Origin of the sequence: Dietzia sp. JS16-p6b, from assembly GCF_003052165.1 — a bacterium.
In the GTDB taxonomy this organism is placed as follows: domain Bacteria; phylum Actinomycetota; class Actinomycetes; order Mycobacteriales; family Mycobacteriaceae; genus Dietzia.
The window spans coordinates 64267-85448 of the sequence record NZ_CP024869.1 but is presented as its reverse complement, the minus strand read 5'-3'; the positions used below and the strand labels follow the sequence as shown (position 1 = coordinate 85448).

The window sequence follows — 21182 nt, the reverse complement described above, 5'->3', positions numbered from 1 at the left end:
GAACGCTCGTGGATCCGATCGGCCGGTGGCGTACTTGTTGGCCGATGTGGTCGACGTCGACGCTCACCTGGGCCAGGTCTCGGTGCACAGCGACTACATGCACTGCGGGATCGGGACAGCCCTGCTGGAGCACATACCTCGCCGAGATCCAGGTGACCGCCCTGTCTCAGTCGGGCGCGAAACCCATCGTCGTCATACCGCTGAGGCCGCCACGACGGGTGTCGAGCCTCGTCACCTGGACGAACACCGGCACATCCGACCGGATGACCATGCCGTACGGTTCACCCAGGAAGACGGCCTGGGGGTCGATCAGATCGTTGACGCGCACGTGCCGCACCCGCTGGGCCGCGACCTGCACCGGGTAGGGCCCGACAGGGTCGCCGTCGGAGTGATAGACCGTCATCTCCAGGCTGGCGTCGGTCTCGCACACGTTGAGGATGCAGAGCTCGTCCCGGCTGGTGTACTCGGGTTCCGGGCCCGTGCTGGTCGACGGGATGTTCCCGCCGGGGAACACCCACAGGGTCCGGCCGGTCTCCTGGTTCATGCCACATCTCCTTCGAACAGCGACCGCAGGTAGTCGTTCATGAAGACGCCGTCCGGATCGAGGCGCCGCCTGACATCGTGGAACGTCTCCCATTCCGGGTACAGACCGCGTAGCTGGTCCGCGCGCATGGTGTGCTTCTTGCCCCAGTGCGGTCGGCCACCGAAGTCCTGCAGGATCGGTTCGATGTCGTTGAAGTACTCCTCGTAGGGCAGCTCGTTGTTCTGCAGAAGCGCGATGGTCATGGTGGGGCGCTGGTAGCAGTTGCTGATCAGCGCGTCGTCGGGCGCGATGGTCCGGACCAGGACGCGCCAGCCCACCTTCTGGCGGTGCCGCTCCTTGATCCGCTCCCGCAGGACCTTGAAGCATTCCAGGCCCTCGTCGAACGGCAGCATGTACTCCATCTCGTCGAACCTCAGGTCACGTGAGTTCGGGATGATGTCGTAGCTCACGCCGGTGGCGTCCTCGTGGACGTGGTCGCCCGGGGGTGTCAGGTCCGGCTCCTGCCCGGGGAGGTTCATCGTTCTGACCTGGGCCTCGTCACTGCGGGGATACCAGTAGAAGTCGAAGTGCCGATTGGACGTCGTGAGTTCGGCGAAGTTGTCCTGTACCCAGTCGATGTGGGTGCACCAGTTGAGGCGGTGCAGCTCGTAGGCGGGCAGCAGGCGCAACGTCAGTGACGTCATGACCCCGAGTGAGCCGAGGGAGACCTGCGCCGCGCGGAGCAGGTCCGCATCGTGGTCCGGCCCGGCGTCCTCGCCGAAGGGCACCACCTCTCCGTCCGCCGTGACCAGCCGGCCACCGACCACGGTCTGGGAGAGGTTGCCCAGTTCCCGCCCGGTCCCGTGGGTCCCCGTACCGATGGCCCCGGCGAGGGCCTGGTAGTCCACGTCGCCGAGGTTCTCCATCGCCAGGTCGTGCTCCGCGAGGAGTTCACCCGCCCGGGCGATGCCCGTCCCAGGGAGCAACGAGGCGCGACCGGCGTCGGTGTCGTGTGAGACCAGCCCGGACATCTCGTCCAGCGTGAGCAGGACGTCCGAGGTCCGCATCAGCGGGACGGAGGAGTGCCCCGAGCCGACCGGCCGGACGGTCCCGCCCTCCTCAGCGGTTCGCCGGACCACCTCCTGCACCGCGGCCTCGTCCGACGGCCGCGCGGTGTCCGACGGGGTGAAGCGCAGACTCCCGGACCAGTTGACGAATTCCTTGGTCATCGGTGTTCCTCCTTGTCTCGGTCTTGCCTCGATGCCACCGCACGGCGCGGTGGCGTGGTCTACAGCGCGAAGCTGAGTGCGAAGACGGTCAGGAAGGCTGTGCCCCCCATGATCGTCTGCATGGCGGTCCAGGTGAGCAGCGTCTGTTTCTCGGTCAGCCCGAGGAAACGGTTGACCAGCCAGAACCCGGAATCGTTGACGTGCGACAGAACCGTCGCCCCCGCACCGATGGCGACGACGACCGCGGCCAGCATGGGTGCCGAGAGATCCTGTCCCCCCAGGGTCTGGGCGACGATCGCGGCGGCGGTGACGGTGGCGACGGTCGACGACCCCAGTGCGACCCGCAGTACCACGGCGGACAGGAACGCCAGGAGCAGGACCGGGAACCCCAGGCCCTGGAACACCTCCTCGATCGCATCCCCGACGCCACTCTGCTCGAGGACCTCGCCGAACACCCCGCCGGCGCCGGTGACGAGCAGGATGAGCCCCACCGGGGTGAACGCGGCCGAGGCCACCGACTGCAGATCGCCGCGGTCCAATCCGTGGCGCATGCCGAGGACGTAGAAGGCCAACAGGACCGCGATGATCAGCGCGACGATCGGATCGCCGACCAGGGCCATCACCTGGGCGATCGGAGTCTCCGGGTCCACCAGTGCTTCGGTGGCGGTGTTGCCGAGGATCAGCAGCAGCGGCACGGCCAGGATGGTCAGGATGAGACCGAAGCCGGGGGCGTTCTCGAGTCGGTCCTCGGAGCTCTGCTCCTCGTCGTCGTCGCCGTCTGCGCCGTCGCCACCCCCCGCCTGGTCCCGGGCTTCCTCCTCCATGCCCTCGGGGACGCCGACGTCGATCCGTGCGCCGATGAAGCGCCCGTAGACGACCCCGCTCAGGATGACGGCGGGAACCGCCGCGACTATGCCGAGGAGGATCACCCAGCCCAGGTCAGCGCCCACGATCCCGGCCGCGGCCACGGGGCCCGGCGTGGGCGGGATGAGGGAGTGGCCGGCGCTCAACCCGGCCAGGAGCGGGAGCGCGAAGATGATGAGCGACTTCTTGAGTCGTGTGGCGAGGGTGTAGACGAGCGGGATCAACAGGACCAGCGCGACGTCGAAGAAGACCGGAATCGCCACGATGAGCCCGGTCAAACCCAGTGACCACGGAACCCGGCGCTCGCCGAAGGCCGTGACCAGCGTGTCGGCGATGCGGTCAGCGGCGCCGGTGACCCTGAGGACCTGCCCGAACATCGCCCCGAGGCCGACGATGATCGCGACGAACCCGAGAACGCCGCCCATCCCGTCCTCGACCACCTCGACGATCTCCGCGGGAGGGATGCCGACGATGAGAGCGGTGACGATACTGACGATCAGCAGCGAGACGAACGCGTGGAGCTTCAGGCCCATGATCAGCAGGAACAGCGTTCCCACGGCGCCCAGTACGGTGAGAAGCAGTGCTGCGGTCGACATGGGCGTCTCCGAGGATCGGGAACGGGTCACCCGCATGGTGACATCCAACCGATGCCGACGCATCCGGCCGCGGCCGCCCGTCAACGGTGCCCGGCCCCCCGGGCGCGCCTGCGGTGACCGTAGGGTTCCCCTGGTCCTGGGGGGACTGGCGGCGTGGGCGTGGAGGCGCGGCCGGGTCTGACACGCTAGCCGATCTGACACTCAGGGAGCGCGGCGCGAGCGATCCTCGCCGCTGGCCCCGAACCACCACCGGCGGGCAGCCGCGGCAAGGAGCAACACCGCGAGAGCGCTCCACAGCAGGACGTCGAACGTGCCGGCCTCGGGGGAGACGAGTTCGACCGCCGCCACCACGAGCGCGCCGATCCCCCCGAGCGTGGTGGCCAGCACGTACGCGAGGGTCTGCGGACCGCGCGGGCCGGGGCGGTGCGCACCGGACCCGGCGGCGGATCCGGAATCGTCCACAGTGGAGTCGCTGCGCGGGTGATCCGAGGGAGTGCGGGAGGTCACGGGGCGACCACCTCGTCGTCGTCGCCCTTCTCCCCTCCCCCGGGATCCGTCGCCAGGCCGTGTCGCAAGCGGTGCTCCACCCTGTCCACCTTTCCGCGCAACTCACCTGAGCGGCCGGGCCTCAGGTCGGCCTTGAGGACCAGGCTCACCCGCGGGGACACCGCCAGCACGGCGTCGGTGGCGGCGCGGATGACGGGCATGACCTCGTCCCAGTCGCCCTCGATGGTGGTGAACATCGACGTGGTCTCGTGGGGCAGCCCGGACGCGCGGACCACCCGGACCGCCTCGGCGACGGCCTCGCTCATGGACGCCGAGTCGTCCGCGGTCGTGGTGGGTGCGACGGAGAACGCGAAGAGCATGTCCCCACGGTAATACCCGGTCCGTCAGGCGCGGGACACCTGCTGCGGCACCCCGGGGTCGTATCCGGCCCCGGCCAGCAGTTCCCGGACACGAGGGATGACCTTGCGCCCGTAGAGATCGATCGAGGTCATGAGGTGCTCGTGCGGGGTCGGCCCGCTGGCGTACTTGAGGTCGAAGCGGTCCAGCCCCAGCGTGCGCACGGTCGCGGCGATCTTCTGCGCGACGGTCTCGGGCGAGCCGACGTACATCGCCCCGGACCGCACCTCGCGGTGGAAGTCGGCCTCGCTCGCGTCCCCCCATCCGCGCTCGCGCCCGATCTGGTTGCGGTTGACCAACCAGTGCGGCAGCGCCAGAGCGGCGGCCTTCTCGTCGGTCTCCGCGACGAATCCCGGCGAGTGCACCGCGATCGGCAGCCGCGGGGCGTCGGTGCCCGCCAGCTGCGCATTCGCCTGGCGGTACAGGTCGGCGAAAGGCGCGAACCGGCCGGCGGGCCCGCCGATGATCGCCAGCATGAGGGGCATGCGGTAGCGGGCCGCACGCACCACGGATTCGGGACTGCCGCCCACCGCGATCCATGCGGAGAGCCCGTGCTCGGTCTCCGGGTAGACGCGCTGGTCTACCAGGGGCCGCCGTAGCTCGCCGGACCACGTCACCGGCGCCTCGGGCAACAGAGCCGCGAACAGGTCCAGTTTCTCGGAGAACAACTGCTCGTACTGCTGGAGGTCGAGCCCGAACAGCGGGAACGACTCGGTGAAGGACCCGCGCCCCAGCACCACCTCGGCGCGCCCGTTCGACAGGGCGTCGATCGTCGAGAAACGCTGGAACACACGGACCGGGTCGTCGCTGGACAGAACGGTGACCGCCGAACCGAGGGTGATGCGCTGCGTGCGGGTGGCGATCCCGGCGAGCACGACATCCGGGGCGGAGACCGCGAAGTCGGGGCGGTGGTGCTCACCCACCCCGAAGGCGTCGACCCCCACCTCGTCGGCGAGCACCGCCTGGTCGACGACATCCCGGATGACCTGGGCATGGTGGACGCGGGCGCCGCTGGAGTCGACCGTGGTGTCACCGAAGGTGTCGAGGCCCAGCGCGACGGACTGTGACGACGACGCGGGGGTGGAGGCGCTGTGATGAGTCATTCCCCCATATTAGTTGACTTGTCAACCATAGTGTTCGCGCAGGTCCCGCACGCCCCTGCCGGGCCGGTCTACAGTTCCTCCATGACGTTCTCGGAGGCCGTGGAACTGGTGGGCAAGACGATCGACGCGGCGGGCGTGGCCGCCATCGTGGTGGGCGCGTTGGTGGCCGCCCTGTTCGCCCTGGACCCGCGCCGCCGGTCCGGCCCGGAGAACGACGCCTACACCGCGTTCCGTCGCCGACTCGGCCGCGCGATCCTGCTGGGGCTGGAGCTCCTGGTGGCCGCGGACATCATCCGGACCGTCGCGATCTCACCGAGCTACGACTCGGTGGGGTTGCTCGCACTCGTCGTGCTCATCAGGACCTTCCTCAGCTGGTCGCTCGAGCTCGAGATCTCGGGCCGGTGGCCGTGGCAGAAGGGAACCGGATCGCGCGGCGGGCGCGCCCGGCATGATGGAGACGACCGGGCGCGAGCCGACGTGCACGAGAGCGAGAGGACCACACCATGACCGCCAGTGATCACGGACCCCACCCCTACGTCGTCAACATCGAGGACGAGACCCTGTCCAACACCAACTACCGCACCACGCTGTGGACCGGAAAGCATATGCAGATGACGGTCATGGCGATCGCTCCCGGGGACGACATCGGCCTCGAGGTACACGAGGACCACGACCAGTTCCTGCGCGTCGAGCAGGGCCGGGGTCGCGTCCAGATGGGGCCGGCCGAGGACCGGCTGGAGTTCGACGAGGAGGTCGGCGACGACTGGGTGATCCTCGTCCCCGCCGGGTCGTGGCACAACGTCACGAACATCGGGGACGAGCCGCTCAAGGTCTACTCCATCTACGCGCCGCCGGAGCACGCGCACGGCACCGTGCACGCGACCAAGGCCGAGTCGGACGCCGACGAGCACTGAACGACGGCGGGTCAGGCTCCGGCGGGATCCGCGCCCCTCCGGAGCCTGGTCGCCCGCACATACCTGGTGAGCATCCGGTCCATCAGCGCCGGCGACAGGCGCTGGAGCCGCCACGTCGCCCGCGCCCGGGCGGGTTCGATCACGAGAGCCCGGTTACTCCGGACCCCGCGCAGCACGCTCTGGGCCAGCAGGTCCGGGTCCAACGGTTCCCGCACACCCTGACCCTCCAGGTAGTAGTGCCGTCCGTCGAAACCCTCGAGCTCGCCCTTGTCCAGGATCGCGGTGTCCACCGCGGCCGGGCAGACCACGGTCACCCCCACGCCGTGGCCGGCCGCCTCCGCACGCAGCGAGAGCCCGAGCCCCACCACGGCGTGCTTGGTCGTGGCGTAGCTGGTGATCAGACCCGCAGGACACAGCCCGCCCATGGAGGCGGTGAGCACGAGCGACCCCGATCCCCGACGGATCATCTCCGGGTACGCGGCGTGGACGCAGTGCACCACGCCGCGGATGTTCACGTCGATGATCGCGTCCCACTGCGCCAGGGTCAGCAACTCGGTGTCCCCGCCCCAGGTGATGCCGGCGTTGGCGAACATCAGGTCCAGACCACCGTGTTCGGCGACCACCTCGCCCACCAGGTCCGACACCGCCGCCGCGTCGGTGACATCGAGCGCGGCCGCCCGGGCGCTCCCGCCAGCCGCGGGGAGCTCCTCCGCCACCCGCCGCGCGGCCGCCGGGTCGATGTCCGTCACCACGACATGGGCACCGGCGGCCGCCAGGGCGCGGGCCAGCGCTGCGCCGATCCCCGAACCGCCTCCGGTGACGATCGCGGACCGACCGGAGAACCCCGGGACAGGGCGGGCGCCCGTCCCGCGGCCGCGGACCGCCCTCACGTGAACGCCTTGGTGGCCAGGCCCAGCACGTCCGGGTAGCGCCGCAGCTGGGCACCGCCGTCGAGCGCCAGGTCCTCCCCCGTCATCCAGGGGGCGTCAGCGAGATAGAGCACGGCCCGAGCCACGTCCTCAGCGGTACCGCGGTGCGGGACCGCCGCGTTCTCGGCGTACTCCTCGGCGAGGCCGGGAATCTGCAACACCGGCTCGGTGAGCGGGGTGACCAGGAACCCGGGCGACACGGTGTTCACGCGGACGCCGCGTTCCCCGAGCTCGAGCGCGGCCACCTGCGCGAGCATCACCAGCCCTGCCTTGGCAGCGCAGTACGCGGCCATCCCCCGGCCGGGCTGCCGGGCGTTGAGCGAGGCGATGGCGACGATCGACCCGCCCTCCGCCACCACCCGGCCGGCGTGTTTGAGCACCAGGAACGCGCCGGTGAGGCACACGTCCACCACCCGCCTGAACTCCGTGGTGTCGTGGTCGGTGACCAACCCCAACGTGCTCACCCCGGCCGTGGTGACGACCAGCTCAGGGGCGGCCCCGGCGAACAACGCCTCCACCGACGCCTCGTCCACCACGTCGACGATTCTGTGATCGTGTCCCCGGCCCGGGGCGTCGGGTGATCCCTGGAGGGCGGCAACGCCCGCCAACTCGGCCGCGCGGGCCTCGGCGAGATCGCCGTTGACGTCGGCGATGGTCACGCGCCACCCCTCCGAGGCGAGACGGCGCGCCGTGGCCCACCCGATCCCGGACGCGCCACCGACCACCACCGCGTGCCGCCCACCACCCATGTCGTCCGCCATGTCCGCCTCCGTCCGGGATGGGGCCCGGGGCGCGGTGCCCCGTCGACGCGCCCCGGGACGCTGTTGACGCCCGTCAATCCCTGGCCATAATCTAGGGCCACACTGTGACTCACGCCATAGCTTTCCGCGCGGCGATCCCCGGCCGAAGAGGTTTCCATGACACCCGTCCCCACCGTCGCCGTCATCGGCGCGGGCATCAGCGGTCTGACCACGCTCAAGATGCTCGACGACTACGGCATCGAGGCGGTGGGGTTCGAGGCCTCCGACCGCATCGGCGGGAACTGGGCGTTCGACAATCCCAACGGGAGTTCGAGCGCGTACCGGTCACTCCACATCGACACCTCCAAACACCAGCTGAGCTTCCGGGACTTCCCCATGCCCGAGGAGTTCCCGGACTTCCCGCACCACTCGCAGATCAAGCAGTACCTCGATGACTACGCGGAAGCCTTCGACCTGCTGCGTCTCATCGAGTTCGAGAACCGGGTCCTGCACGCCGAGCGGCTCGAGGGCGGCGGGTGGGAGCTGACCACCGGACGCACCGGCACCCGCCGCTTCGACGCCCTGGTGGTGGGCAACGGGCACCACTGGGACCCGCGGTTCGGCGACTTCCCGGGCGAGTTCACCGGAGAGATGATCCATTCGCACGCGTACGTGGACCCGTGGGATCCGCTCGACCTGCAGGACAAGCGCATTCTCGTGGTGGGTCTGGGTAACAGCGCCGCCGACATCGCCGTGGAGCTGTCCTCCAAGGTGATGCGGAACGAGGTGGTGATCTCCACCCGGTCCGGCGCGTGGATCGTGCCGAAGTACATCGCCGGCAAACCGGCCGACAAGTACTTCGCCACCTTTCCCTTCCTGCCCTACTCGTGGCAGCGCAAGGCCATTCAGGCCATGCAGCCGATGTCGGCGGGCCGACCCGAGTCCTACGGACTACCCAAGCCCAATCACAAGTTCTTCGAGGCCCACCCCACGCAGTCCGTCGAGTTGCCGCTGAGGCTCGGCTCGGGGGACATCACGGCCAAGGGGAACATCGCCCGTTTCGACGGGCGGACCGTGCACTTCGAGGACGGCACCGCGCAGGAGTTCGACGTCGTCATCCAGGCCACCGGCTACAACACCTCGTTCCCGTTCTTCGACCCGGACTTCCTCAGCGCCGACGCCCACAACCACGTGCCGCTCTACAAGCGGATGTTCTCCCCGGGCATCGACGACCTGGTCATGGTCGGCTTCGCCCAGTCCACTCCCACGTTGTTCCCGTTCGTCGAGGCCCAGGCCAGGCTGGCGGCCGCGTGGGCGGCCGGCCTGTACCGGACGCCGGGGCGCGAGGAGATGGAGCGGGTCATCGTGGCGGACGAGAAGAAGTACATCGGGCACATGCTCGACACCCCGCGGCACCAGCAGCAGGTGGACTACTTCCTGTACGAGCACGACCTTCGGACGCGTGAGATCCCGGCGGGACGAGAACGAGCGGCACGCCTCGGCGGGATGATCCGGACGGCGGCGCACGCGTGAGCGGGAACGCCACCTCCGGTGACGCCGTCGCCAGCTCACCGCGGGGCGACCGGCGTCGGGAGGCCCTGTTGGCGGAGCTGGACCGGCAGCTGCGCACCACCACACTCGATGACATCTCGGTGGCCGACCTCACCGACGCGGCCGGCATCACCCGGTCGGCGTTCTACTTCTACTTCGACTCCAAGGCCGCGGCGGTGACCGTGCTGCTCTCCTCCATCCAGGAGGCCGCCGCCACGTCGAACGGCGTGCTCGTGAACTCCGACGGCCGCTTCCGGTCCCGAGTGACCTCGACGCTGAGCGGCCTCGCGGACCGCATGCTCGACAACGCTCACGTCTACCGGGCCCTGCTCACCGCGCGCACCACGCACGAGCCCATGCGCCGCCTGTGGAACGAGGGGCGGGCGGAACTCGCGGCCCCCATCGCCGAGTACATCCGCTCCGAGCGGGCGGCCGGTCGCGCCCCCGACGGGGCCGATCCGATGGCGCTCGCCACGTCGCTGATCCAGGTCAACGAGTCGGTCCTCGAACATCTCGCCTACGACGCCGGGGCGGATCGCGAACCGATGATCGCCACCGCCTCCGACCTGTGGGTCCGGGCCATCTACGGCCGCCCGGACCCCGCGGTCGACAACCCAGGAGACCCCTCGTGACAAGCCAGATCACCCCCCACGACCTCGAGTTCCGCTCCGGCGGGGACACCTGCCGCGGCTGGTTCCTGCCCGCGGCAGGAACCGATCCCGCTCCGTGCGTCGTTCTCGCGCACGGACTGGGCGGCACGGCCGACTCGGGCCTGCTGCCGTTCGCCGAGGCCTTCGCCGCCGCGGGCTTCGCGGCGTTCGCCTTCGACTACCGCGGGTTCGGCCGCTCCGGTGGCGGGCCCCGGCAGGTCGTCTCGACAACCCGCCAGCAGGACGACATCCGGGCGGCGGTCTCCGCGGTGGCCGCGCGGCCGGACGTCGACGCCGACCGGGTCGTCCTGTGGGGCTGCTCCCTGGCCGGCGGGCACGCGCTCGAGGTGGCCCGCGAGCCGGGCGGGGCGACGGGGATCGCCGCGGTGATCGCGGTGGTCCCTCTGGTGGACGGCCGCGCCGCAGCGGTGGCAGCGGCCCGTCAACACCGGCCGGTCGCCCTGCTCCGTTCCACCGGCACGACCGTCGCCGCCAAGGCCGCGGCGGCGCTGGGGCGGTCGGAGCCGCTGGTCCCCCTGGTCGGACCACCGGGGTCGACCGCGGTGCTCTCCCTGGACGGGTACGACAAGGCCTACCGCTCACTCGCGGGGCCGAGCTGGCGCAACGAGATCGGCGGCGGGGTCGGGGCGGTGCTGGGGTCCTTCCGCCCCGGAGCCAGGGCCGCGGAGCTCGCCGGGACTCCCGTGCTGTTCCAGATCGCCGATCTGGACCGGAGTGCGCCGCCGCACGCGGCGAGTTCCGCGGCGTTCGCCGCCCGTGCCGAGGTGCGTCACTACCCGGGGGATCACTTCGACCTCTTCCCGGGCCGTCCGTGTCACGACCTCGCGGTCTCTCACGCGCTGCACTTCCTCCGGCGCCGGATGGGGTGACCGGCAGCTCCGGACTCCTCTCACCTTCTTGTTGACGCATCACCATCGAGCCGCTACTGTAGGTGATACAACAACCAGTTGCCCCGACGTCTCGTCGGGCGCCACCGAAGGAGACACCATGACCGCGACACTCACCGACCTCACCGGAACCTGGGACATCGACCCCACCCACACGCGCCTCGGCTTCGTCACCCGCCACGCGATGGTCACCAAGGTCCGCGGGTCGTTCAACGACTACACCGGCACGGTCACCGTCCCCGCCGAGGGCATCGACGCCGCGACAGCCGAGGTCGTCATCACCGCCTCGTCGATCGACACCCGCAACGCCGACCGCGACGGCCACCTGAAGTCCAACGACTTCTTCGACATGGAGAACTACCCGGAGATCACCTTCCGCTCGACCACGATCGCGGCCAACGGCTCGGGCGGAGTGGACGTCACCGGCGACCTCACCATCAAGGGCACCACCAAGTCCGTGACGATCCCCTTCGAGTACGCGGGCACCGCCACCGACCCCTTCGGCAACCTCCGCGCCGGCTTCGAGGGCAGCACGGTCATCAACCGTAGCGACTTCGGTCTGACCTGGAACGCCGCGCTCGAGACCGGTGGCGTGCTCGTCTCGGAGAAGGTCACCCTGGAGATCGAGCTCTCGGCCGTCAAGCGGGCCTGACCCCCCGCCCCTACCGGACGACAACGCCCTCCACCTCGTACGAGGTGGAGGGCGTTGTGCTCACGCGACGACGACGAACACGGCGGAATGCGTGCCGTCGGCGTCTCGCCAGGTCCCGCTGAGCGTGCCGGGCGAGCCGATCAGCGGACAGTCCGCCTCGGCGTCGTTCTCCTCCGAGATGAGCCGGATGACCTCCGGTTCGGCAGCCGTCTCCGAGTCGCCGGACGCGCCGTCCCCACCGCCCCGGACATTGACGGGCGACGGGGAGACGGTGCCGTCCGCCACCGCCAGATGGTCGGCGGCGGTGTCGCGATGGCTGATCACCCGCAACACCTCCGACACGTACACGGGGTCCGCCGGTGCGTCGTACACCCAGCGCCGACCGAGAACGGAGTGCTCGAGTGTCCCGACCAGGGCGTCCTGCGCCCCCGGCAGTTCCGCTCCCCTATAGGTCACCGGGACGTGGTACGTCCGGACACCGTCCGTGACGAGGAAGGACTCCATGCCCACCTCGCCGTCGGGGTCGACGAACCGGTAGGAGGTCACCTGCTCCACTCGCGCCGGGTCCCCGTCGAACCAGGACTGGTGTCCGATCCATCCCCGGAGCAGCTCCAGCTTGCCCGGACGGAGGACGGCGTCATAGATCTCGGCGGTTCCACTCATGAGGTAAGCATCCCCGTAGCGACGCGGCGGGGCGGACACTCGGCGAGATGAAGAAGAATTTGTCCCGGCGCCGTCACTGCTGGGCACCGGCCGTTTTGCCTGCTCGTCCGCGAGCGCCGAGTGATGCGTATCACAGCACCGGCCGCCCGTCGCCGTTATGGTCACCGCCGTGACTCCGGGAGAACCCGGCGCTCGATCGAAAGGTGACCACCATGAAGAAGACCATCGCCGTCATCGGTTCCGCCGCCGCCCTGTCCTTCTCCGGCGCAGGCCTCGCCGCCGCGCAGAGCGATCTCCCCGGCCTCGACGGCCTCGACAGCGGGTCGGTGGGTGTCCCCACGGCCGGTGAGACCGACCTCGACGACGTCGAGACGCCCGCCGAGGTCTCGGAGGTCGCGCAGCAGCTGTGCGGCACGATCTCCGCGTACGACTTCCTGGGCTCGGTCGGCGCCGTCGCCCCCGGCCTGTCGGGCGACGAGTGCGAGGCGAACGCCGATCTGGCCATCTCGACCGCGCTGACGGGTGACATCTCCGGCGCCGTCGACATCCTCCGTGGCATCGCCGCCGAGGTCCCCGGTGACACCGACGGCGACGACACCGTCGGCGACGACACCACCACCGGTGACGATGTCCAGACCGGCGACGACGACGCGGTCGCCGAGGACACGGTCGAGACCGACGCCTGACACGACCCACGCCTGACGCCCCTGGCGCCTGACTGCACGGGTCCGGCCCCGGTTTCCCTGGAGGAAACCGGGGCCCAGTCGTGTCAGTGGGTGCCCGCCACGTCTGCGGGTGCCCGTCGGGCCCGTGACCCTACGGGCTCTCGCCGCCGGTGGTGACGAGCTCTCCCATCAGCTGGTGGTCGATGTGACCGGGATCCGTCGACTCCATGAAGTCGACGAGGATCCGTTCGACCGCGGCGGGGTCCTCGACGTGCGGGTAGTGCCCGGTGCCCTCCACGATCGCGAGCCGGCTGCCGGGGATCGCCTCGTGGGTGGTGTGCCCGTGCGAGACGGGGATGATCGGATCGCGGTCTCCCCAGATCAGCTGGAACGGCAGTTGCGCCGCGAGGTACAGCCGGTTGCCGGCGGAGACCGCCTGGCCCTTGTTGTCCACGACCGCGCGGAGGGTCTTGAAGAACGCGCGTCGGTGCCCGGGCCGGCCGAGCGACTCGTACGCCGCCCAGGGCTCCTCGAGGGCGATCGCGCGGACGCCCTTGCCGGTGAGGAACCCGCGGGCCTTGTCCCCGGCGGCCACCAGGAACGGAGCCGCGGCCCCGGTGAGGATCAGTTCGGCGCCGGGGACGGCGAGCAGCCGCAGGATCCAGGTGACCTCCTTGCCCAGGCCGCCGCTGCCGATCAACGTGATGCGCTCGCAGAAGTCGGGGTACTGGTAGACGAACTGCAGGGCCACGCCGCCACCGAGGGACTGCCCGATCACCGTGCAGCGACTGATGCCCTTGACCACCAGCAGGTCCCGCAGAGCGGAGGCCAGGGCGCCGAGTGAGTAGTCGTCGAAGTCCAGCGAACTCTCCCCGTGGCCGGGCAGGTCGGGGGCGATGATGTGGAATCTCGATTCCAGACGGGGTATCAGCTCACGCCAGGTGACGGAACTCCCCGCCATCCCGTGGATGAGCAGCAGCGTGGGCTTTCCCTCGCCGGCTCCGGACTCGCGGTAGGCGAGTTCTCGACCGTGGAGCACTGTCTTCTGCATTTCGGGTTTCCGCATATCGCACTCCCCCTCGGGGATGGTCTCCGCGCCGTACCTCGTCGCCAGGAGTACCTCGGCCCATTGTGCGCCATCCGGGGCCGGGCGAGCAGTTCTCTCTATCACATCCGGCCCGGATGCTCATCCGAACGTCCGCACCAGGCGCCGGTGCCGGTGGTCGAACAGCGCCCCGACCAGCAGTCGGACGACCGATCCGGGAACCAGGGTCCGGGGCACGGCCCGCAGTGTGTCGGTGATCCTGGTCGAGTGGTCCCCCAGCGGGTCGAGTTCGCGACGGTGCTCCCACACCCGACACGATCCGAGCACCGATCGCTCCTGGAAGTACCGTGGGGCCCGGAGCTCGACCAGCATCAGGTCGTCGTACTCCAGCGGCACGACCCCGCCCAGGAGGATCCACGCGCGCCCGAGCGGCCGGCCCAGCGGCACGTCCGCGATCGAGGCCCCCGCCAGTCGCGCCGGGATCCGCATCCGGAGGAGGGGCCGGAACTCGTCGCAGATCCCCTCCGCGGTCACCACATGTGCCCACACCTCGTCCCGAGGGGCGCGGACCACGCTCGACCGCACCACCTCGACCGTCACGGCAACCGCACTCCCGAGATCGCGCGGGCGATCACCAACTGTTGGATCTGCTCGGTGCCCTCGAAGATGTCGTAGATCTTGGCGTCGCGGTGCATCCGCTCGACCGGGTACTCGCGGGTGTACCCGACCCCGCCGAGGATCTGGATCGCGCGCTCGGTGGCCCAGACGGCCGTCCGACCGGCCTTGAGCTTGGACATCGACCCCTCGGCCCGGGCCATGGGGTGCCCGGTCGCACCCATCCACGCCGCCCGGCGCACCAGCAGGCGGGAGGCGTCGATCTCCACCGCCATGTCCGCGAGAAGGAACGAGATGGCCTGGTTCTCGATGATGGGTCGGCCGAACACCACCCGGCCCTTGGCGTACTCGAGCGCGTACTCGTGCGCCGCCCGCGCGATGCCCACGGCCATGGCCCCCACGGTGGGGCGGGTCCGCTCGAACGTGGCCATGGCCGCCTGCCCGCCGGTCCGTTCGCCCTCCCGCGCGCGGGCCAGCTTCTCGTCGAGCTTCTCCTTCCCGCCCAGCAGCGCCGACCCGGGAACACGGACGTCGTCGAAGAAGATGTCCGCGGTCGCCGAGGCGCGCAGACCGTGCTTCTTGATCCTGGAGCCGGTCTCGACCCCGGCGGCCCCGGCCTCCACCACGAAGGCGGCCTGGCCCCGGGACCCGAGATCCGGGTCCACGACCGCCTGCACCACCAGCACGGAGGCCTCGCCGCCGTTGGTCACCCAGGCCTTCTGCCCGGAGATCACCCACTCGTCCGCGGCCTCGTCGTAGCGGGCCCGGGTGCGCATGTTGCCCACGTCGCTCCCCGCCTCCGGCTCGGACGAGCAGAACGCGCCGACCGCGGGGTCGGCCTCGCTGCCGTAGCAGCGGGGCACCCACTCGATGATCTGCTCGGTCGTCCCGGCCGAGGCGATCCCCGCCGCGGCGAGACCGGTGCCCATGATGGACAGACCGATCCCGGCGTCCCCCCAGAACAGTTCCTCGCAGAGGATGGGGTAGGACTGGCCGGTGGTGTCCTGCCGCAGGGTCGCCATGATCTCGTAGCCGTACAGCCCGATCCTGGCGGCCTCCTGGATGATCGGCCAGGGCGTCTCCTCGCGCTCGTCCCACTCGCGGGCGGCCGGCCGGATCACCTCCTCGGCGAAGGCGTGGGCCCAGTCCTGTAGCTCGCGCTGCTCCTCGGTCAGTTCCAGGCTGAAGGTCATCGGGTCCTCTCGGTCAGGGCGTCAGGTCGGCGGGTGGCGGGTGGCGGGTGGCGGGGGCGGCAGGTCAGCGGGTGGCGGGGCCGCCATCGGAGGCAGCGACCGGCGGATCGACCCCGTCGTCGTCCCCGTCGTCCGGTCCGGACACACTGGCCCGGTCGGGCACGGGCCCCGGCCCGTCGATCGGGCCCCCGTCCGGTCCGCCCCCGTCCGGTCCGCCGACGCCCGGGTCGTCACCATTCCCCTCGGCCAGGTATCTCACCACCGTGTTGGCCATGGCGGTGACGGGGACGGCGAACAGCGCTCCCACGATGCCGAACAGGTACGTGCCCGCGGCCACCACGACGATGACGGCCAGCGGATGCAGCGCCACCGCGTGGCCCATGAGGACCGGTTGCAACAGATGCGACTCGACCTGGTGGACCACCAGGACGATCGCCAGCATGGCGATGGCGATCACCGGCCCCCGGTCCACCAGCGCCAAAACCGTGGGGATCAGCCCCGCGACGAGAGTCCCAAGGATGGGAACGAACGACGCGAGGAACACCACCACCACGATGGGGATCACGAAGGGCACGCGCAGCACCAGCGCGCCGAGGCCCACCCCGGTGGCGTTGATCGCGGCCACGGTCAGCTGCGTGCGGGTGTAGGCGCCGAGACTGCCCCAGCCCTGCCGTAGCGCCCGATCGACGGTGAGCCGGCTCGCGCGGGGGAACCACCGGACGAAGAACACCCACAACTTCTCCCCCTGGTAGAGGAAGAAGAACAGGGCGACCAGGCAGATGAGCAGACCGGCCACCGCGTCGACGGCGGTGTGGCCGAACTGGACCGCGCCCGCGGCCACGGCCTCGGAATGGGACTCGATCCAGCTGCGGACCTGGGTGACCGCCTCCTGGAGTCGATCGGCGGTGAGGTGGAGCGGGCCGTCCTCCAGCCACCGCAGTGCGGTGTCGACGCCGCCGCCGATCTTCTCCCTCATCTCCGGAACCCCGGTCGCGAGCTGGGTGGTGACCACCGCCAGCGCCCCGATGACCAGCGCCAGGACACCGAGGACGACGACGAGGGACGCCAGCGCCCGCGGGACCTGCCGGGGCACGCGGTCCACGAGCGGTCGGAGCATGGCCGCGAGCAACACCGCGATGGCGAGCGGAGCCAGGATGATCGCCAACCGGCCGATGGCCTGTCCGAGGATCCACCCGCCCCCGGCGATCAGCAGCAGGCAGGCCGCCCAGGCAGCCGCCAGTACCACCGGATACGGGAGATGGGCTCGGGGGATCACGGTCGTGCCGGTGTCCTCACCGCGGGTTGACATGAGAACACCATAGGCGCGCTGACCTCCGTCGACGTCGGGTTCGTGAGTCCCGGCCACACCGTCGGGGAGGCGCGGGGGGACACGCGGGTGCGGGCGACGAGGCGGCGCAGCGTACGGCAACCGGACCTCCTCCGCGACTGGTTGCGCGGTCCGCGCCGAGTGGGAGAGTCGGTGCGACACCCGTGCACTCACACCCAACCCATCGGAGGAGTCACATGTCTGACAAGAAGTCCGCTGCATCGAAGACGGCCGAAGCGGCCGCCAAGAAGGTCGCCGACGCCGCCGGCAAACTCGCCGACGAGGTCATCGGCGGCAGAGACGTCGTCCCCGGTGTCCCGGCCCCCAAGCCGCCGTCGCTCGAGGAGCCCACCGACCCCACCGGACCGCTTCCCCCCAAGCCGGACCAGAAGGGCGCCACGCCGTACAGCCCCACCGGAGCGGAGTCCTCCGATACCGAGGACGCCGCCCGCCAGCAGGGTGAGTTCCTCACCACCGCGCAGGGCGCGCGACTGGCCGAGACCGACCACTCCCAGAAGGCCGGCCACCGCGGCCCGGTCCTGCTGCAGGATCATCACCTGCGCGAGAAGATCATGCACTTCGACCACGAGCGGATCCCGGAGCGCGCGGTCCACGCCCGCGGCGCCGGTGCGCACGGGGTCTTCGTGGGCAACGGCGCGGCCTCGAGGGTGTGCAAGGCCGGCGTCTTCGCCGACGGCAAGGAGACCGAGGTCTTCGTCCGGTTCTCCACCGTGCTCGGGTCGCGCGGCTCCGCCGACACCGTCCGCGACACCCGTGGTTTCGCGACCAAGTTCTACACCGACGAGGGCACGTGGGACCTGGTCGGGAACAACATCCCCGTGTTCTTCATCCAGGACGCGATCAAGTTCCCCGACGTCGTCCACGCCGCCAAGCCCCACCCGGACCGCGAGATCCCCCAGGCCCAGAGCGCGCACGACACGTTCTGGGACTTCGTCTCCCTGCACACCGAGGCGCAGCACCACACCATGTGGAACATGTCCGACCGCGGCATCCCCCGCTCCTACCGGACGATGGAGGGTTTCGGGGTCCACACCTTCCGGCTCATCAACGACGCGGGGGAGACCAGCCTGGTCAAGTTCCACTGGAAGCCCCACCTCGGCGTGCACTCGCTGGTGTGGGAGGAGGCCCAGATCGCGGCCGGCATGGATCCCGATCTGCACCGCCGGGACCTGGCCGATGCCATCGAGGCCGGCGCGTTCCCGAAGTGGGATCTGGGGATCCAGGTGTTCCCCGACACCGTGGACTCCGACGGCGTCAGCGAGATGTTCCACGGGATCGACCTGCTCGACCCCACCAAGATCGTCCCCGAGGAGCTCGCGCCGGTGCAGGTGATCGGCACCATGACGCTCAACGCCAACCCCAAGAACTACTTCGCCGAGACCGAGCAGGTCGCGTTCCACCCGGGCCACCTGGCGCCGGGCATCGACGTGACCAGCGACCCGCTCCTCCAGGGCCGGCTGTTCTCCTACCTCGACACCCAGCTCACGCGCCTGGGCGGACCGAACTTCGGGCAGCTGCCCATCAACCGGCCGCACGCCCCGGTCAACGACATGCTGCGCGACGGGATGCACCAGACCGCCGATCACGTGGGGGTCGCGCCGTACCAGCCGAACAGCCTCGACGGCGGGTGCCCGTTCCTCGCGGGCACAAGCGACGGTGCGATGGTGGAGGTGGCGCAGCAGATCGCCGACGCGCAGGTGGTCCGGGACGCCCCGGCGACCTTCGACGACCACTTCTCGCAGGCGACCCTCTTCTACGCCAGCATGACCGAGGTGGAGCAGGAGCACATCGCCGCCGCCTACACGTTCGAACTGGGCAAATGCTACGAGGAGAACATCAAGATCCGGCAGGTGGAGCAACTGGCCCGCATCGACCACGGCCTCGCCGTCACCGTCGCGAGCGGTCTCGGGCTCCCCGCGCCCGCCGAGGTGCCCACGGCCGAGGTCGTCACCAGCCCCGCGCTGTCCCAGATCGGGCGGGAGTGGCCCTCCGACGGGCGCCTCATCGGGATTCTCGTCACCGAGACGTCTGACGTCGCCGCCGTCAAGGAGCTCGAACAGGCGGTCTTCGCCGACGACATGGTCCCGCTGGTCATCGCCCCCACCGGTGGCCGGCTGGGCGAGGGCGAGCCGGATGCGACCGTCGCCGTGTCCCGGACGTATCAGACGCAGCGGTCGATCGAATTCGACGCCCTCATCGTGGTGGATCTGCCCACCCACCCGAGGACCGATGTGCTGCTCAGCGAGATGTTCCGGCACAAGAAGGCGATCGCCTCGCTGGCTCCTCTCGACGGTCTCGCGGAAGTGGGGCTCACCACCGACTCCCCCGGTGTCGTGGTGGTGGACGAGGCGGCCGGGGTCCTGCCCGCGCTCAAGCCGCTGCTCGCCACCCACCGCGCATGGGACCGGCCGGACCCCGTACGGGTCTGAGGCGGAACCCACCTCACCACAGCGCCCGGCCGATACCCGGGGGTAGCGTCGACGGCATGACGGACAGCGAACCGACCAGCTCGTCCGGGGCCGCCGACGCCGCCCCCGGGACCCGCCTCGAGGCCAGGCGGGTCATCGCGGCGCCGGCGGAACGGATCTTCGCCGTACTCTGCGATCCCGACGGTCACGTGGCCATCGACTCCTCGGGGATGCTCCAGTCCGCGGAGGGCTCGGTGGTCACGGCCCCGGGCGACCGGTTCGTCGTCCACATGGACCGTGAGTCGCTCGGCGACTACGACCTCGGCCGGTACGACGTGACCGTCATCATCACCCGGTTCGTGCCGGGCGAGGAGATCGCCTGGACCATCGACGGCCAGATCAAGCCGCCCATCGGTCACACCTACGGGTACCGCCTGACGCCGCTCGGCGAGGGGACCGAGGTCGTGAGCTACTACGACTGGTCCGAGGCCCACCCGAAGTGGCGCGACTCCGGCATCCTGCCGGTGCTGGACGCGTCCGCGCTCAAAGCGACCCTGGGCATCCTCGAGCGGGCTGTCCGGAGAGGATACGTCCGTGGCTGATCCGACCGTCCCCGGCCCGACCCCGCCACGACCCGGACCGGCGACGTCCCGGGAGATCACGTTCTCCCGGGGTCGCCTCCGGTTCCGGGCCATCGATTCCGGACCGGCCGATGGCGCGGTCGTGGTTCTCCTCCACGGCTTCCCGCAGCGCACGAGTAGCTGGGACGCGGTGGCCCCCCACCTCCACGCGGCCGGGTTCCGCACCCTGGTCCTGGACCAGCGTGGCTACTGCTCCACCGCCCGCCCTGCGGGACGGCGAGCGTACCGACTCTCCGAGTTGGTTGGGGACGTCCTCGGCCTGCTCGACAGTGCCGACCTGCCCGCCGCCCACGTCGTCGGCCACGACTGGGGCGCGGCCGTGGCGTGGGCCGTGGCCGCCGGGCACCCCGACCGGGTCCTGTCGCTGACGGCGGTGTCGGTGCCCCACCTGGCGGCCTTCCGGCAGGCGATGCTCCGCTCCGACCAACTGCTCCGGTCCTGGTACATCGGACTGTTCCAACTCCCGTGGCTGCCGGAGCGGCTGCTGTCGCGCGTCGGCCTGCCGGAGCGCGCGCTGGCCGGGATGGGTATGACGCCGGAGATGATCGCGCGCTACCGCAGCGAGGTGGTCGGCGACGGTGCCGTGTCCGGCGGACTCGGGTGGTACCGGGCGCTTCCGTTCGCCTCGCCCGGCAAGGCCACCGCCCGGGTCCGCGTGCCCACGACCTTCGTCTGGAGCGATCACGACCCGGCCCTCGGCCGCGGTGGAGCCGAGCGGACGGCCCGGTTCGTGGACGCCGACTACCGCTTCGTGGAGATGGCCGGCGCGAGCCACTGGATCCCGGAGGAGCGCCCAGAGGAGTTGGCCCGCGAGATCGTCGCCCGCGCCGGAGGCTGACCCGGTCCACCGTCCGAGCCGAGCACCGCGTCCGCCACCCCACCTGCGTCGCCCCGGGTGGGTCGCCCCGGGTGCGTGGCCCCGGGTGGGTCGCCCCCGGTGCGTGACCCCGGGTGCGTGGCCCCTTTGACCTGCGCGCGCGGAAGGTCAGGCTGCGACCCGGTTACGCGGCGGGATCGGTCCCGACACGCATCGCAAGTCCGT

At 70.5% G+C, this 21182-nt stretch carries 23 protein-coding genes; 10 read left to right on the top strand and 13 right to left on the bottom strand.

What is annotated here, in order from left to right; all coding sequences use genetic code 11:
* Positions 1-166: 166 nt before the first annotated feature.
* The 6 genes from CT688_RS00395 to CT688_RS00370 all read right to left on the bottom strand — a co-directional run bounded on the left by CT688_RS00395 (position 167) and on the right by CT688_RS00370 (position 5218).
* A complete protein-coding gene (locus CT688_RS00395) occupies positions 167-544 on the bottom strand; it encodes a sensory rhodopsin transducer (RefSeq protein ID WP_107755293.1) in 378 nt (125 codons plus the stop codon).
* Positions 541-1752 carry a D-arabinono-1,4-lactone oxidase gene (locus CT688_RS00390; RefSeq protein ID WP_107755292.1) on the bottom strand — a complete coding sequence of 404 codons (1212 nt, stop codon included), beginning with the start codon at positions 1750-1752 and terminating at the stop codon, positions 541-543. Before CT688_RS00390 ends, CT688_RS00395 begins: the two co-directional genes overlap by 4 nt.
* 59 nt (positions 1753-1811) lie before the next feature.
* Positions 1812-3212 (bottom strand): GntP family permease, encoded by a 1401-nt coding sequence (locus tag CT688_RS00385; RefSeq protein WP_107757897.1) that lies wholly within the window; start codon positions 3210-3212, stop codon positions 1812-1814.
* 201 nt (positions 3213-3413) lie between these two features.
* Positions 3414-3719 carry a hypothetical protein gene (locus CT688_RS00380; protein WP_107755291.1) on the bottom strand — a complete coding sequence of 102 codons (306 nt, stop codon included), beginning with the start codon at positions 3717-3719 and terminating at the stop codon, positions 3414-3416.
* On the bottom strand, positions 3716-4078 hold the full coding sequence (locus CT688_RS00375; protein ID WP_107755290.1) for an MTH1187 family thiamine-binding protein: 363 nt from the start codon (positions 4076-4078) through the stop codon (positions 3716-3718). Before CT688_RS00375 ends, CT688_RS00380 begins: the two co-directional genes overlap by 4 nt.
* Before the next feature lie 24 nt (positions 4079-4102).
* The gene (locus CT688_RS00370) at positions 4103-5218 is read right to left on the bottom strand and encodes an LLM class flavin-dependent oxidoreductase (protein WP_107755289.1); all 1116 of its coding nucleotides are present in this window, start codon (positions 5216-5218) and stop codon (positions 4103-4105) included.
* Between the two features lie 81 nt (positions 5219-5299).
* Between CT688_RS00370 and CT688_RS00365 the strand changes: the two genes are divergently transcribed.
* Both CT688_RS00365 and CT688_RS00360 read left to right on the top strand, forming a co-directional pair.
* On the top strand, positions 5300-5725 hold the full coding sequence (locus CT688_RS00365) for a DUF1622 domain-containing protein (RefSeq protein WP_107757896.1): 426 nt from the start codon (positions 5300-5302) through the stop codon (positions 5723-5725).
* A complete protein-coding gene (locus tag CT688_RS00360; protein ID WP_107755288.1) occupies positions 5722-6132 on the top strand; it encodes a cupin domain-containing protein in 411 nt (136 codons plus the stop codon). The genes CT688_RS00365 and CT688_RS00360 overlap by 4 nt, the downstream gene beginning before the upstream one ends.
* 11 nt (positions 6133-6143) lie before the next feature.
* On the opposite strand, the gene CT688_RS00355 is transcribed toward CT688_RS00360, so the two are convergent.
* Together CT688_RS00355 and CT688_RS00350 are read right to left on the bottom strand one after the other, a co-directional pair.
* Entirely contained in the window at positions 6144-7022 is an 879-nt protein-coding gene (locus tag CT688_RS00355) for an SDR family oxidoreductase (RefSeq protein WP_107755287.1), read from the bottom strand.
* On the bottom strand, positions 7019-7822 hold the full coding sequence (locus tag CT688_RS00350) for an SDR family NAD(P)-dependent oxidoreductase (protein WP_231750428.1): 804 nt from the start codon (positions 7820-7822) through the stop codon (positions 7019-7021). Before CT688_RS00350 ends, CT688_RS00355 begins: the two co-directional genes overlap by 4 nt.
* A 156-nt stretch (positions 7823-7978) precedes the next feature.
* Here CT688_RS00350 and CT688_RS00345 point away from each other — a divergent pair, with 156 nt between their 5' ends.
* From CT688_RS00345 to CT688_RS00330, 4 genes are all read left to right on the top strand, one after another.
* Positions 7979-9334: an NAD(P)/FAD-dependent oxidoreductase gene (locus tag CT688_RS00345; protein ID WP_107755286.1), complete on the top strand. Its 1356-nt coding sequence runs from the start codon at positions 7979-7981 to the stop codon at positions 9332-9334.
* Positions 9331-9984 carry a TetR/AcrR family transcriptional regulator gene (locus CT688_RS00340; protein WP_107755285.1) on the top strand — a complete coding sequence of 218 codons (654 nt, stop codon included), beginning with the start codon at positions 9331-9333 and terminating at the stop codon, positions 9982-9984. The genes CT688_RS00345 and CT688_RS00340 overlap by 4 nt, the downstream gene beginning before the upstream one ends.
* Positions 9981-10892: an alpha/beta hydrolase gene (locus tag CT688_RS00335; protein ID WP_107755284.1), complete on the top strand. Its 912-nt coding sequence runs from the start codon at positions 9981-9983 to the stop codon at positions 10890-10892. The genes CT688_RS00340 and CT688_RS00335 overlap by 4 nt, the downstream gene beginning before the upstream one ends.
* Positions 10893-11010: 118 nt before the next feature.
* Positions 11011-11562 carry a YceI family protein gene (locus tag CT688_RS00330; RefSeq protein ID WP_107755283.1) on the top strand — a complete coding sequence of 184 codons (552 nt, stop codon included), beginning with the start codon at positions 11011-11013 and terminating at the stop codon, positions 11560-11562.
* A gap of 60 nt (positions 11563-11622) precedes the next feature.
* Here CT688_RS00330 and CT688_RS00325 read toward each other — a convergent pair whose 3' ends face one another.
* On the bottom strand, positions 11623-12225 hold the full coding sequence (locus CT688_RS00325; protein ID WP_107755282.1) for a hypothetical protein: 603 nt from the start codon (positions 12223-12225) through the stop codon (positions 11623-11625).
* 212 nt (positions 12226-12437) lie between these two features.
* On the opposite strand from CT688_RS00325, the gene CT688_RS00320 reads away from it, so the two are divergent.
* A complete protein-coding gene (locus tag CT688_RS00320) occupies positions 12438-12911 on the top strand; it encodes a hypothetical protein (protein ID WP_107755281.1) in 474 nt (157 codons plus the stop codon).
* A gap of 130 nt (positions 12912-13041) precedes the next feature.
* On the opposite strand, the gene CT688_RS00315 is transcribed toward CT688_RS00320, so the two are convergent.
* From CT688_RS00315 to CT688_RS00300, 4 genes are all read right to left on the bottom strand, one after another.
* Positions 13042-13941, bottom strand: coding sequence for an alpha/beta fold hydrolase (locus CT688_RS00315; RefSeq protein WP_107755280.1), 900 nt, complete (start codon positions 13939-13941; stop codon positions 13042-13044).
* A gap of 135 nt (positions 13942-14076) precedes the next feature.
* On the bottom strand, positions 14077-14535 hold the full coding sequence (locus CT688_RS00310; RefSeq protein WP_107755279.1) for a hypothetical protein: 459 nt from the start codon (positions 14533-14535) through the stop codon (positions 14077-14079).
* Entirely contained in the window at positions 14532-15743 is a 1212-nt protein-coding gene (locus CT688_RS00305) for an acyl-CoA dehydrogenase family protein (RefSeq protein ID WP_107755278.1), read from the bottom strand. The genes CT688_RS00310 and CT688_RS00305 overlap by 4 nt, the downstream gene beginning before the upstream one ends.
* 64 nt (positions 15744-15807) lie before the next feature.
* Positions 15808-17052, bottom strand: a complete 1245-nt coding sequence (locus tag CT688_RS00300; protein WP_231750427.1) for an AI-2E family transporter — start codon at positions 17050-17052, stop codon at positions 15808-15810.
* Positions 17053-17267: 215 nt separating this feature from the next.
* Between CT688_RS00300 and CT688_RS00295 the strand changes: the two genes are divergently transcribed.
* The 3 genes from CT688_RS00295 to CT688_RS00285 are packed head-to-tail and all read left to right on the top strand — an operon-like array spanning position 17268 to position 20978.
* Positions 17268-19520 (top strand): catalase, encoded by a 2253-nt coding sequence (locus CT688_RS00295; RefSeq protein ID WP_107755276.1) that lies wholly within the window; start codon positions 17268-17270, stop codon positions 19518-19520.
* Positions 19521-19576: 56 nt separating this feature from the next.
* Positions 19577-20101 carry an SRPBCC family protein gene (locus CT688_RS00290; protein ID WP_107755275.1) on the top strand — a complete coding sequence of 175 codons (525 nt, stop codon included), beginning with the start codon at positions 19577-19579 and terminating at the stop codon, positions 20099-20101.
* The gene (locus tag CT688_RS00285) at positions 20094-20978 is read left to right on the top strand and encodes an alpha/beta fold hydrolase (protein WP_107755274.1); all 885 of its coding nucleotides are present in this window, start codon (positions 20094-20096) and stop codon (positions 20976-20978) included. The genes CT688_RS00290 and CT688_RS00285 overlap by 8 nt, the downstream gene beginning before the upstream one ends.
* The last annotated feature ends 204 nt before the right edge of the window (positions 20979-21182 follow it).